This window comes from Microcoleus sp. bin38.metabat.b11b12b14.051, assembly GCF_013299165.1.
Taxonomy (GTDB): Bacteria; Cyanobacteriota; Cyanobacteriia; order Cyanobacteriales; family Microcoleaceae; genus Microcoleus.
Window position 1 is genome coordinate 1 of the sequence record NZ_JAAFKD010000023.1, and the last position, 13,662, is coordinate 13,662.

Annotated in this window: 9 protein-coding genes and 1 pseudogene; all 10 read left to right on the forward strand. The window is 46.7% G+C overall.

Going from position 1 to position 13,662, the window contains the following annotated elements:
• Window positions 1–157 precede the first annotated feature (157 nt).
• The 10 genes and pseudogenes from QZW47_RS21580 (at window position 158) to QZW47_RS21625 (ending at window position 13,582) form a co-directional block, all read left to right on the forward strand.
• On the forward strand, window positions 158–970 hold the full coding sequence (locus QZW47_RS21580; protein ID WP_293131142.1) for an acyl-CoA desaturase: 813 nt from the start codon (window positions 158–160) through the stop codon (window positions 968–970).
• A gap of 492 nt (window positions 971–1,462) precedes the next feature.
• Window positions 1,463–2,290: a fatty acid desaturase gene (locus tag QZW47_RS21585; protein WP_293131145.1), complete on the forward strand. Its 828-nt coding sequence runs from the start codon at window positions 1,463–1,465 to the stop codon at window positions 2,288–2,290.
• A 1,057-nt stretch (window positions 2,291–3,347) separates the two neighbouring features.
• A pseudogene (locus QZW47_RS21590) lies at window positions 3,348–4,337 on the forward strand (ABC transporter ATP-binding protein); the annotation flags it as partial.
• 1,657 nt (window positions 4,338–5,994) lie between these two features.
• Window positions 5,995–6,795, forward strand: a complete 801-nt coding sequence (locus QZW47_RS21595; RefSeq protein WP_293131148.1) for an ABC transporter permease — start codon at window positions 5,995–5,997, stop codon at window positions 6,793–6,795.
• 117 nt (window positions 6,796–6,912) lie between these two features.
• Window positions 6,913–7,815 (forward strand): Rpn family recombination-promoting nuclease/putative transposase, encoded by a 903-nt coding sequence (locus tag QZW47_RS21600; protein WP_293131150.1) that lies wholly within the window; start codon window positions 6,913–6,915, stop codon window positions 7,813–7,815.
• 44 nt (window positions 7,816–7,859) lie between these two features.
• On the forward strand, window positions 7,860–10,046 hold the full coding sequence (locus tag QZW47_RS21605) for a Gldg family protein (RefSeq protein ID WP_293131152.1): 2,187 nt from the start codon (window positions 7,860–7,862) through the stop codon (window positions 10,044–10,046).
• A 294-nt stretch (window positions 10,047–10,340) separates the two neighbouring features.
• Window positions 10,341–10,982, forward strand: coding sequence for a DUF4340 domain-containing protein (locus tag QZW47_RS21610; RefSeq protein WP_293131155.1), 642 nt, complete (start codon window positions 10,341–10,343; stop codon window positions 10,980–10,982).
• Between the two features lie 189 nt (window positions 10,983–11,171).
• Entirely contained in the window at window positions 11,172–12,302 is a 1,131-nt protein-coding gene (locus QZW47_RS21615; RefSeq protein ID WP_293131158.1) for an ABC transporter ATP-binding protein, read from the forward strand.
• Window positions 12,253–12,435 (forward strand): hypothetical protein, encoded by a 183-nt coding sequence (locus QZW47_RS21620; RefSeq protein ID WP_293131161.1) that lies wholly within the window; start codon window positions 12,253–12,255, stop codon window positions 12,433–12,435. The genes QZW47_RS21615 and QZW47_RS21620 overlap by 50 nt, the downstream gene beginning before the upstream one ends.
• A 16-nt stretch (window positions 12,436–12,451) precedes the next feature.
• Window positions 12,452–13,582, forward strand: coding sequence for a spermidine/putrescine ABC transporter substrate-binding protein (locus QZW47_RS21625; protein ID WP_293131164.1), 1,131 nt, complete (start codon window positions 12,452–12,454; stop codon window positions 13,580–13,582).
• Window positions 13,583–13,662: the final 80 nt, after the last annotated feature.

The following is a 13,662-nucleotide window of genomic DNA, read 5'->3' on the forward strand; positions in this document are numbered from 1 at the left end:
TTGACTGTCGCGTCAATACCAGAAAAAATCTGAAAGAGTGCCTGTTCTGCTTCCTGTAGCCGTGAAACGCTATTCATCTATACCTCGCTCACCACTTGCGTGCGCGCTGTTCATTATGGCGTAGATACGGCCCCTAGTTTGTAAACATAAGATATTCATGACGATTGCAACTTCCAAAAAAACTTCTCCTGATTGGCCTGTCATAGGCTTTATGGCTTTTCTGCACACCGGCGCTTTATTTGCTTTGCTGCCGGGTAATTTTAGCTGGTCTGCGGTAGGTCTAGCAGTATTCCTGCATTGGGTAACAGGTGGTTTAGGAATTACTCTGGGATTTCACCGTCTCGTTACCCACCGCAGTTTTCAAACACCGAAATGGCTAGAGTATTTTCTAGTTATTTGTGGCACTCTGTCCTGTGAAGGTGGGCCCATTGACTGGGTAGGAATGCACCGGTTACACCACATACATTCCGACACCGAAGAAGATCCCCACGATTCTAATCAAGGCTTCTGGTGGAGCCACATGGGTTGGATGATCTCAGATCTGCCGATGAGAGTTCAAATCCCCCGCTTTACAAAAGACATTGGCGACGACCCAGTATACAAGTTTCTCCAAGCATATTTTATACCCATCCAAATTGTCTTCGGTGTGTTGCTTTATTTATTAGGCGGCTGGTCTTTCGTGGTTTGGGGAGTGTTTATGCGGATTGTAGTGGTGTTCCACTGCACTTGGCTGGTTAACAGCGCTACCCACAAATTCGGCTACCGCACCTACGAGTCGGGCGATGGATCGACTAACTGCTGGTGGGTTGCTGTACTCACCTACGGCGAAGGTTGGCACAACAACCACCACGCCTTCCAATACTCCGCTCGCCACGGTTTGCAATGGTGGGAAATCGACATCACCTGGATGACAATTCAACTTCTGCAATCGCTGGGTTTGGCTACCAAAGTGAAATTAGCAGAAAAATAGGACGATCGACAATTAGTCATTGGTTATCGGTCATCTGTTTCGGACTAATGGCTCGTCACCCGCCCCAAAACGGGTACATAGCCACGCCAAGAGTGAAGATCCGAAGATATTAGAGGCTAGTTCAATCTCCCAGATTCCAAGCTGCGAGTAAATCTAAAATCTAAAATCTAAAATCTAAAATCGATTGACCAATGGCTAATCCTGTTTTTGCGCTCGGGAAAAGGTTGGGTTGAAATAAGCTCGAATCATCTTGTGCGATCGACCCAACCAAAACCACAATCAGTTATAATAGATTTGAAAACAAAAAATTTTGTAGGGCAGCCAAAATTTTTATTTTCATTAAACCCTAAATGTTTTTCAATCCTAATCCAAAATCTATAATTCATTCATTTTTGATTGGTTTGAGCAAGCGTGCAGCCAAAAACTTCACGACTCAATCTCAACTTTTATGCGTGAATCCAGGTTAGCATCTCATCAAAAATCAAAAATAGAATGACAATCGCAACGCAAGAAAAACTCCAATACAATTGGAAACACGTTATTAGTTTAGCAGGACTGCACATCGGAGCTTTGTTCGCATTGCTACCGAGTAACTTTAACTGGACAGCAGTTGGTTTAACAGTATTCATGCACTGGATTACCGGCGGCTTGGGAATAACTCTGGGATGGCATCGAATGCTCACCCACCGCAGTTTTCAGACACCAAAATTCGTAGAATACTTTCTAGCATTTTGCGGAGCCCTTGCCTGCCAAGGAGGAATAATTGATTGGGTTGGGTTGCACCGCTTACACCACACCCACTCTGACCAAAATGCGATCGACCCTCACAACGCCCAAAACGGTTTTTGGTGGAGTCACCTCGGCTGGATGCTGTATAAAGGCCCCGCCCATGCTGAAATTGCCCGCTGCACCAAAGACATTGCTAGCGATCCATTTTACCGATTTTTGCAAAACTACTTTCTCCCGATGCAAATCGTCTTTGGCGTGTTGCTTTACTTCGTAGCAGGCTGGTCATTTGTAGTGTGGGTAATTTTTGCCCGCTTAATTTTGGTATATCACTGTACCTGGTTCGTGAACAGCGCCACTCACAAATTTGGCTACCGCACTTACGAAACCGAAGATAGTTCTACTAACTGTTGGTGGGTTGCAGTTTTGACCTACGGCGAAGGCTGGCACAACAACCACCACGCTTATCAATACTCTGCCCGTCACGGCATGAAATGGTGGGAATTTGACTTCACTTGGGTGACAATTCAAGTTTTGCAAGCACTAGGTTTGGCTAGTAAGGTGAAATTACCGCCTTCCCGAGCAGAAATTTAGTCGTTTATTGTAGGGTGCGCTGACAGTCTGAATGTGACGATCGCAGATTAAGCATTTTCCTCATGACGCACCTTACTTACTGACTTATTTTAACGAGACCGGCGCCAAAAACCGAGCTATTAAAACTGAGAACAGTCTTCAATCAGCCCAGAAATTACCAAAATAACCTTAAAAAGCTTGGCTCGTTTGGCATCTGGTGTCCTGGCAATTATTGATTACCTTTTTGCCATTACCATCAGCCTGCCTCATCTATTTTAAACTCAGGTCTAGTTAATTTTTAGTTATATAAATTATTTTTTTCCCGCCTACCTACTTGCTAGAAGAAGCCTCGCACCCAAAGCCCACTCCAGACCAAGCAGCAGTAGGAAGTTCCCTATTAACCAAATTTCAGTAACCATCAACCATACTTTTTTCCTCCTCTCTTGCTTCCCGCCCTTTGCGCCTTCGCGGTTCGCCAAAAAACCTCATCCACAAAATGGTTATTTTGTCAACCCCCGCTTAACAATCCCTTAACGATCCGAAACAAAAATATATTTAGACAAAGCGGTATAAAAAAAATCGGCCTTGCAACAGCCAGCCAAAAAACCTAAAATATAGGGTTGCAAGCTGCATTTTACAAAATTACATACGTCGCCAAGAGTATGAAAATCCATAATATCACGCAAACGACCTAAATTCATCAAATAAATGAGAATGAAATCAACAAGCGAGCGAATGTAACAACCAAATTTACAATGATTGTTTTAAACTTTAAAACGAAACCACTAGCAGAGATTAAATAAAATTATCAAAAGTCCCAAGCAATCTCAAAGTAAGTCGCAGCGAGACAACAGAAGCCCAAAACAGGGTGCCAGTTTCTCTCTTACGATCGACACTTATGATAGATTTGTTTCTTGCCAGACTACACTAGAAGACAAAATCAAATAAAAATTTGCGCCATACATTTCGATCGCCCCCCGTACTGACGGCACTCTGCACATGGTGGAACAGGCGCCCAGCCTGTGTTTGGCGGATCAAATCTCAAAGCTAAAATCTCACATTGCGTGACTTCTGACAAATGATTGAAGTAGAACACTTAAGCAAAACTTACGGTTCGACCGCAGCGATCGCGGACGTGTCTTTTTCGGTCGAATCAGGAGAAATTCTCGGGTTTTTGGGGCCCAACGGCGCCGGCAAAACCACAACCATGCGGATTTTGTCGGGATATTTGCCCGCATCCAGCGGTACCGCCCGCATCGCCGGCTTCGACGTTCACGAAAATTCGATGGCTGTGAGACAGCGCATCGGCTATCTACCGGAAAACCCGCCCCTGTATCCAGAAATGAGCGTAGAAGGGTTTCTGTTTTTTGTGGCGCGGATCAAGCAAGTACCAGCGGGCGATCGCGCGCGACGAGTCACATCCGCGATCGAACGCTGCGGGCTGGCAGACAAACGCAAAGTTTTAATCCGCAAACTTTCCAAAGGATTTAAACAACGAGTCGGTATTGCACAGGCGATCGTCCACGACCCACCAGTAATTATCCTCGACGAACCAACCGTCGGCCTCGACCCGCGACAAATCATCGAAGTCCGCAACCTGATCAAAAGCCTCGGCGGCCAACACACAATCATCCTTTCGACCCACATTCTCCCGGAAGTCAGCATGACTTGCAACCGCGTCACCATCATCAATCGCGGTAACATCGTCGCAGCCGGTACTCCCGAAAATTTGATGGGAGAGTTGGCATCCGGTTCGGGTTACGAAGTCGAAGTCGAAGGCGAGGCGGATTTGCTCAACACTCTGTTGTTGCCTTCTCTGGAAAATGTGCCGGGAGTTCGATCGGTCGAATTAATTCCAAGCCAACAATTTTTAGCCAGCCGCTACCGCCTGCGCGCCTTGTGCGACTCGGAATCAGAACCGGGACGAGAAATTTCCAGCACTATTATCGCTTCTGGGTTCGGACTCTGCGAAATGCGTCGCAATCGAGCTACTTTGGAAGATGTGTTTTTGAAGCTGACGACCACAGCCGAAAAGAAACCGGGAGATGTTTTAATTGAGACCGAGCCTGAGGTGGCTCAAAATCTACTGGCTGCAAATTCCGTAGATGCGATCGCCGATTCTCATCAATCCGAATCGCCAACTCTTGCGGACAACCTGCAAGTTTCAGATAGGCAAGAATCTCCCTATGATTCTCACTCAGCATCGCCGCCAGTTGTAGAAACTGTAGAGTCGATCGAACATTTTGAGCCGCAATCCGAGCCAGTTGCAGAAACTTTAGAGTCGATTTCGCATCATGAGCCGGAATCCGAGCCAGTTGCAGAAATTGTAGAGTCGATTTCGCATCATGAGCCGGAATCCGAGCCCGTTGCAGAAATTGTAGAGTCGATTTCGCATGGCGCGCAGCCGGAATTTGAGCCCGTTGCAGAAACTGTAGAGTCGAGCGAACATCGCGAGCCGGAATTTGAGCCAGTTGCAGAAACTTTAGAGTCGATCGAACATCGCGAGCCGGAATTTGAGCCAGTTGTAGAAATTGTAGAGTCGATCGAACATCGCGAGCCGGAATTTGAGCCAGTTGCAGAAACTGTAGAGTCGATCGAACATCGCGAGCCGGAATCCGAGCCAGTTGCAGAAACTTTAGAGTCGATCGAACATTCTGAGCCGGAATCCGAGCCAGTTGTAGAAACTGTAGAGTCGATTTCGCATGGCGCGCAGCCGGAATTTGAGCCAGTTGTAGAAATTGTAGAGTTGATCGAACATGGCGCGCAGCCGGAATCCGAGCCAGTTGTAGAAACTGTAGAGTCGATTTCGCATGGCGCGCAGCCGGAATTTGAGCCAGTTGTAGAAATTGTAGAGTCGATTTCGCATGGCGCGCAGCCGGAATTTGAGCCAGTTGTAGAAACTGTAGAGTCGATTTCGCATGGCGCGCAGCCGGAATTTGAGCCAGTTGTAGAAACTGTAGAGTCGATTTCGCATGGCGCGCAGCCAGAATCAGAAGCAGCGGAAACGCCAGAGGTAATCAGCGATTTAGAACCTGAACTACAATCAGTTGCAGATTTTCTGGAAGAAGTTGTTGAAAGACAAGAGTCGAGCGAACATTCTCCACCTGAACTGATTGTAGATGCGCCAGAGGCGATCGCACATAGCGACTCAGAACCTGTTACCGTCGAAAATCTGCCAGTTGCTCAAACCGTACCTGAACCGATTTTAGATGCGCCTAGCGACTCAGAACCTGTTACCCTCGAAAATCTACCAGTTGCTAAAACCGTACCGGAACCGATTTTAGATGCGCCTAGGGACTCAGAACCTGTTACCGTCGAAAATCTACAAGTTACTAAAACTGTACCGGAACCGATTTTAGATGCACATAGCGACTCAGAACCTGTTACCCTCGAAAATCTGCAAGTTGATCAGACTGTCCCTGAAACCATTGTAGGTGCGCCTTCGGCGATCGAAGATTCTCAACCAAAATCGCAACCACAAGTAAAAACCGTAGAGTCAAGCGAAGATTCTCCACCCAAATCACAACGTACAGTCAAAAATCGGCAACTCAAGAAAAAGCCAGAACCCAGCAGCGATTCTCAACCAGAACAACCACCTGTTAACAGAAAACGACAAATACCAAGAGAAATACAGCAACAGGAAAACGACGACAGGCCAACAACACAACCAGGCGACTCAGAATCAACCAATTAGCAATGACCAATCACCCATTCCCCATTTCTAAATGTTAGTCATGATTAGTAATATTGTCGCCATTTACCGCAAGGAACTGCAAAGCTATTTTGCATCGCCGTTAGCCTATGCCATCGCCACCGTCTTTTGGCTGATTACCGGATTTTTTTTAATAGCAATTCTGCTCGGCGACGGTGGGTTAATTGCCCAAATAGGTCAGCGAGACCAAGCCGGAATTACCGAGCCTCCCATTGATGTAGCCTACGAATTTCTGCAAATGTTTCTGCGGCTCATGGGTTCTCTTTCACTGTTCGTATTGCCGGCACTCTCAATGGGACTTTATGCAGAAGAACGCAAGCGGGGAACCTTAGAGCTTTTAGCCACATCCCCCTTAACAAACTGGGCAGTTGCTACCGGCAAACTCCTCGGCGTTTTAACATTTTATACCACAATGTTAATGCCCTTGCTATTGTGCGAGGCGATCGCCCTCAGCGCCTCAACCCCACCCGTACCCCCCGCCGTCCTCCTGCTAGGACACGGCGGCCTCATCCTCCTAGCAGCAGCAGTATTGTCCCTGGGAATGTTTATTTCCTCGCTCACAGAAAGCACAATTTTATCAGCCATCCTCACCTTTGCTCTAGTATTATTTCTGTGGGCGATCGATGTCGTCGCCCTCACTATCGGCGGCCCCTTCGGCTCGGCATTAGGACAGCTTTCGCTCTTAACACATTACACCAATCTTGTCAAGGGAGTCTTCGATAGCAGCAGCTTGGTTATGTTTTTCAGTTACATAGTTTTAGGAGTATTTCTCACGGCCCAATCCATCGACGCCTTGCGATATCAGCGTTCTTAAACAGCCAAGGGCTCCGACTCGGGAGACAGAGAGGGGGAGAATTACTAACGCCATATTAGCAATTACTCACTACCCATTACCAATTCATGCGAATCATTCTCTAAAGCACCTCAAACAATGAGATTTATAAATCCTAAAAACGACTTGGCTTTCAAAAAAATCTTCTGTTGTAGCGACAGCAAAGACATCCTGATTAATTTTTTAAACGCCATTCTTTATGAAGCACAGCCAGTCATTCAAGACTTAGAAATAATCGACTCGCAACCGACAAATCAAACTTTGGGAGTCCCAGAAACACGCCTAGATGTCAAAGCCACAATCAACGGCGACAGAATCGCTCTCATTGAAATCCAACTGCTCAACGTGCCTTCTTTCGAGAAAAGAGTTTTGTACAACGCTGCCAAAACCTACAGCCTTCAGTTAACTAGGGAAGAACGCTATGAGAGATTAAAAACAGTAATCTCCTTGAAGATTGCCGATTTTGAAATGTTTGAAAATCAGCGGGAATGCACAACTAGGTTTGTTTTCAAAGAAAAAGATCCAAAAATTGATTGTCCCGATACAGAAATAGAGTTAGTTTTTGTCGAACTCCCTAAATTTCAAAAAGACTTAGCAGCATTAGAAACAACCGCAGACCGATGGATTTACTTCCTCAAAAATACCAGCAATATCGACACAATACCAGAAACACTGAGGGTATTTCCAGAAATTGAAAAAGCTTTTCAAATGGCTAGCCAGGAAAATTTTACTCAGCAACAATTAAACGAATTGCAAAATCAAGAAGACTGGATGCAAGACCAGCAGATTGCCATAGATTTAGCAAGAGAACAGGAAACAAAAACTGCTCACCTGTCGTTAATATTGCGTCAAATAGTGCGACGTTTAGGCACAATAGAACCGGAAACTGAAAACTGCATCCGTCAATTAGGGTTACAGAAATTAGAAGACCTGGAAGAGGCCATCCTGGATTTTAACGAGCAGTCAGATTTAACAGCATGGTTGGAGTCTCAGGCAATATAAAATAACATTTTCGCAGCGAAATTAGGTGACACAATATTTAGATTATGAAAATTAGCAAAACAAATTGGAAGTATATTTTTTGGCTGGGCCCGGTGCTAACAGCAGCGGGGATAACAGCAGCGCAGGTATCTGGAGCATGGGAACCCCTGACAGTGGGTCTAGTTATTGCCGGAATAGTGACGATCGCACTTTGGCTGCTATCTTTGACTTACGAACAAGGCTTTTGGGGGCGGCGTTCCACCCAAGCGAGTACCAACGCCCTGATTGCTACCATCGCCGTCTTAGTCATACTCGGGGTAATTAACTTCATAGCCTTTCGCTATCCCGTCCGCATCGACTTAACCGAAAGCCAACAATTTAGCCTCGCCCCCCAGACTCAACAAATACTGCGGAACCTGCAACAAACAGTCAAAGTTTGGGTGTTTGACCCCATCCAAAATCCCCAAACTAAAGAATTGCTGCAAACTTACAAACGCGAGGGAGGGGAAAAATTTCAATACGAGTTTGTAGACCCGCAATCCCAACCGGGAAAAGCCCGGGAATTTAGCATTACCACCATCGGAGAAGTCTACCTGCAATCCGGTGACAAAAAACAAGTCCTGCAAAAAGGCGGCACTGCTTTTGGTAGCGACCCGAATCAAGGTCTTTCAGAGATCAAACTTACCAATGGCTTAGAAGAAATTCTCAGCACTCGCAATCCTACAGTTTACTTTTTGCAAGGGAAAGGTGCGCGCCCGCTAAAAGAAGGTCAAGGCGGCATCCAGCAAGCTGAAAAAGCTCTGAAAGATAAATACTACAACGCCCAAACGCTGAATTTCACCGAACGGAAAGAAGTTCCGGAAGATGCAGATGCTTTAATCATCCCTGGCCTAGAAAAACCGTTTACCGATACAGAAATTAAAGCACTAAAAGCTTATCTCGATCGCGGCGGCAGTTTATTCTTAATGGTAGACCCGGCAATAAATACCGGATTGGACAAATTTCTGCAAGAATGGGGCGTCAAATTAGACAGCCGTTTGGCTATCGATGCTTCCGGTGCGGGTCAAAGATTCGGCCTGGGCCCGACGGTTCCCACAGTCAGGCGTTACGGCGAACATCCGATTAGTCAAAGTTTCGGTAACGGCATTTCTTTCTACCCGTTTGCGCGTGCTTTGGAAACCTCGCCAATAGTCGGGATAGAGGAAAAACCGCTGCTGTGGACGAGTCAGGAAAGTTGGGCGGAAAGCGATTTGACGACGAAGAAATTGGAGTTCGATCCGAAGACCGATCGACAAGGCCCGTTATTATTAGGTGTGGCTCTGGTGCGATCGGCTTCTGACAGCACTCCCTTAAACCCCTCACCCTTACCATCACCAACAACTTCGCCATCACCAACAACTTCGCCATCACCGACAACTTCTCCATCACCGACAACTTCGCCATCACCAACACCAGTCACGCCATCACCGACAACTTCGCCATCGCCGACAACTTCGCCATCGCCGACAACTTCGCCGAAACCTTCGCCATTACCAACAACCTCGCCGACAACTTCGCCATCGCCGACAACTTCGCCATCACCAACAACTTCGCCGACAACTTCGCCATCGCCGAAACCTTCGCCATCACCAACAACCTCGCCGAAACCAACAACCTCGCCGACAACTTCGCCATCGCCGACAACTTCGCCATCACCAACAACCTCGCCAATAACTTCGCCATCACCAACAACCTCGCCCGTAGCTTCCCCAATTAGCTATTCGGTAATTGTCTCCCAAGAAGCGACGCCTCCTGTATCTCCCGAAAGTTCTCCAACACCAACACCAACAACATCTCCCACAGCATCTCCCGAAAGCTCGCCCACACCAACACCAACCCCAACATCCACAGCATCTCCCGAAAGTTCCCCAACACCAACGCCAACCCCAACATCCACAGCATCTCCCAGTCCAACCACAACTCCTTCTGTTCCTTCAACTCCTAGAAAAACATCGCGCATGGTAGTAATTGGTACATCTCAATTTGTGACTAACGGTTGGTTTGACCAACAACTCAATAGCGATGTGTTTCTCAACTCGGTCAGTTGGTTGAGCAAACCAGACCAACAAAGCTTTTCTATCAGCCCGAAAAAAGCTACTAACCGCCGTATTAACATGACTGTTAACCAAGGATTGTTACTGGTTTTAGGTTGGATAATTTGGCCTTTACTCGGAGTGGGAATTGGCGGTGCTCTTTGGTGGAAGAGACGATAGTTGACTGTTGTCAGTTGTCAGTTGACAGTTGGCTGTTGACAGTTGGCTGTTGACTGTTGGCTGTTGACTGTTGGCTGTTGACTGTTGACTGTTGGCTGTTGACAGTTGGCGGACTAATGACTAATGACTAATGACCAATGACCAATGACTAATGACCAATGACTAATGACCAATGACCAATGACCAATGACTTTTGACCAATGACCAATGACCAATGACCAATGACTTTTGACCAATGACCAATGACTTTTGACCAATGACTAATGACCAATGATTAATGACCAATGACCAGTTATGATGAAATTGCAGAAAAATACATTCATATTGATAGGCGTCGCCCTGAGCATGATTGGGTTAGTTTCTTTGTACGAGATGCAAGTGTCCCCGAAACAGGAAGCGGCTAAGGATGAAAAACATAAAATTTTTACTTTTAAGTCCGATCGCGTACAATTCTTTACAGTGAAAACTCCCGAAATAATCTTGACTTTTGAGCGAGTTTATGCCATAAAAGGAGGTAAGTCTAGCTGGGAAATGAAATTACCGGTGCAAGCACACGCAAATCAGGCATCGGTGGATTTTTTGCTAGATAGGCTGGCAACAGGAAAGAGCGATCGCACGATTAATATTACCGCGGCTAAACTCCCAGAATTTGGTCTAGACCAACCGCAAGCCACAGTCACAGTCAAGCTGGACAACCAGGAAACTCATCGTTTAGTTTTAGGCAAAACAGACATTACCGGTCGCTTCTTGTACGCTAGAGCCAATCCGCCGGAAGCGCCACCTCAAAATTCAGCGGAAACTTTGCCGGTGCTGCTAGTGCCTTTTGACTTTAAAAATGCCGTCCAGCGGCCTTTGTCTGAGTGGAAAAAAGCAGAAGCGCCCAAACCAGAAAAACCGCCAACACCTTCTCCCACGCCAAGTCCTGAGAATGAATAGATGCTGGGTCGATCGAATTTGGTGCAGGACGCAAGACATTCGGTAGGGCTCCGGAGCAACCTGAGATAGAATTTAAAGAACAAATCCTAAAACCGGTTACTTCCTAACATTCCTCGCCTAAAATACAGAAAAGTCTAAAGTTAAACTGTATTCAAGCAGCGTGCATTAACACCCCAGGAAAGGGCGAATATGTTTCAGACAGCACTAAACCAAGGTACGACAGCAACGGATACAGCGCTTGACGTTGAACTCCGCAAGGTCTTTAAGGTATTTAACGGCGAAACCGCAGTCCGCGGAGTTGACCTCAGCATTCGTCAAGGAGAATTTTTTAGCATTCTCGGGCCCAGTGGCTGCGGTAAGACAACCACGCTGCGTTTAATCGCTGGTTTCGAGACTCCCTCGGCGGGCGAATTGATGATTCGTGGTCAGTCGATGACCAATACTCCAGCTTACCGCCGCCCGGTAAATACTGTGTTTCAAAGCTACGCTCTGTTCGGACACATGAATGTCTGGGACAATATCGCTTTTGGATTGCGGATTAAAAAGCTGGGAAAATCGGAAGTTGAAGAACGGGTACGGGAAGCTTTGCAATTGGTGAAAATGGAATCTTTCGCCAATCGGTTTCCGGGTCAAATGTCGGGCGGCCAGCAGCAGCGGGTGGCTTTGGCGAGAGCTCTGGTAAATCGACCGGCGGTTCTGTTGTTGGACGAACCTCTGGGTGCTCTGGATTTGAAGTTGCGGAAGCAGATGCAGTTGGAATTGTCGAATTTGCATCAAGAGTTGGGTTTGACTTTTGTGATGGTGACTCACGATCAAGAAGAGGCGATGAGTCTTTCTAACCGGATTGCGGTGATGCACGAGGGCAGGATCGAGCAAATTGGTTCGCCGGAAGAAATTTATGAGTGTCCGCAGACGGCTTTTGTGGCGGATTTTATTGGGGATACGAATTTGTTTTCTGGTACGGTGGAGTCGATCGACCGATCGACGATCACAGTTCGCACATCAGCCAATCTGAAAATAATCGTTCAGCAGTCGGATATGTGGAGTGGTGTCAACGGTGACTCTGTGGTCGTCAGCGTCCGGCCTGAAAAAGTATATTTGAATCTCTACCAGCCGGAATTGTCGGTGAACTGTTTTGAAGGGCGACTCAAAAATATCATGTACATGGGCACCCACGTTCATTACGTGGTTGAGTTGGCCTCGGGCGATAAAATTACGGTGCGCCAACCAAATACGGGCGGCTCTTTCCCAGATCCGAACACGCCGATTTATGCTTACTGGGGGACTACTGATTGTCTCGCTTTGGGCGATCGAGCATAATTACCAAGGAAGAAGGAAGAAGGAAGAAGGAAGAAGGAAGAAGGAAGAGGGAAGAAGGAAGAAAAATAATTTAACCTTTTTCTGTTACCAATTCCCAATTTCCCAATTCCCCAATCTAAAATCTAAAATCTAAAATCTAAAATCAAACTGTGCCTCCGACAAATCTACCAATTTCCAGGATTTTCCCGGCTAATTCTACACGCCGTCAGTTCCTTAAAAATTCGGCGGCGACAATTTCGGGGTTAGCTCTTTCCAGTTGCGGCTGGCGGCTTGCAGATGTGCAATCTGCTCCTCCTGTCAAAGGTGCTGCTGACCAACTTTTTATCTATACTTGGGCTGGCTATACTGATAAAGCTTTGCTCGATCGCTTTGCTGAAAAAACGGGCATTCGCGTAGTCGCTGACGTATTTAGCTCTAATGAAGAGATGCTGGCGAGAGTTCAAGCCGGCGGCGGCCGCGCCTACAGCATCATTTACCCGTCTGACTACATGGTGGTTCAGATGACGGAACTGGGGCTGTTGACTCCATTAGACCACTCGATTTTAGGCGGACTCGATCGGCTAAAAAAGCAGTTCCAAAACCCTGTCTATGACCCAGGAAACCGCTACAGCGTAGCTTTGGCTTGGGGAACCACAGGCCTAATTTACAACAGCGAACAACTCAAAGAATCTCCTGAAGATTGGAGCTATTTGTGGGAACACAAAAAAGAGTTAGCAAGGCGAATGACGCTGGCCAGTGATGTTCGAGAAGTCATGGGCGCTGCATTGCGGATGCTGGGCTATTCTCTGAATTCTACGAACCCAGAGCAAGTCAAAAAAGCTTACGAAAAGTTGGTAGAGTTAAAACCGTCGATCGCATCTTTTACGACAGACGCTTGGCGGCCGCAAATGCTGACGGGTGATTTGAAACTAGCCATGTGCTACTCTTCTGATGCCAACGAAGTAATTCCAGATAATGACAAATTGCGCTACGTTGTGCCAAGCAGCGGTTCTTCCCTATGGACTGACACTTTAGTAATTCCTAAAGGTGCTCCGAATCCCGAAGCAGCTTATAAATGGATTAACTTTATGTTGCAACCAGATGTTGCTGCTTCTTTAGTAGAGCGGTTGAGTTTTTCAACTCCTTCGGAAGATGCTTTTAGTTTATTGTCGCCGGAAGTTAGAGAAAATCCAATTCTTTTCCCCTCGGAAGCTATTTTGAAAAATTGCGAAGGTGTGGCTCCGGTAGGGAAATTCATCGACGTGTACGATCGCTATTGGACGAAGTTAACCAGTGGCTGAGTCACCTGTAGGGCGGATTTTACTCGCAATTTCTGACTTTTAGTCAATTTTCACATCAACCTGCCCCCATAGTCGATCGC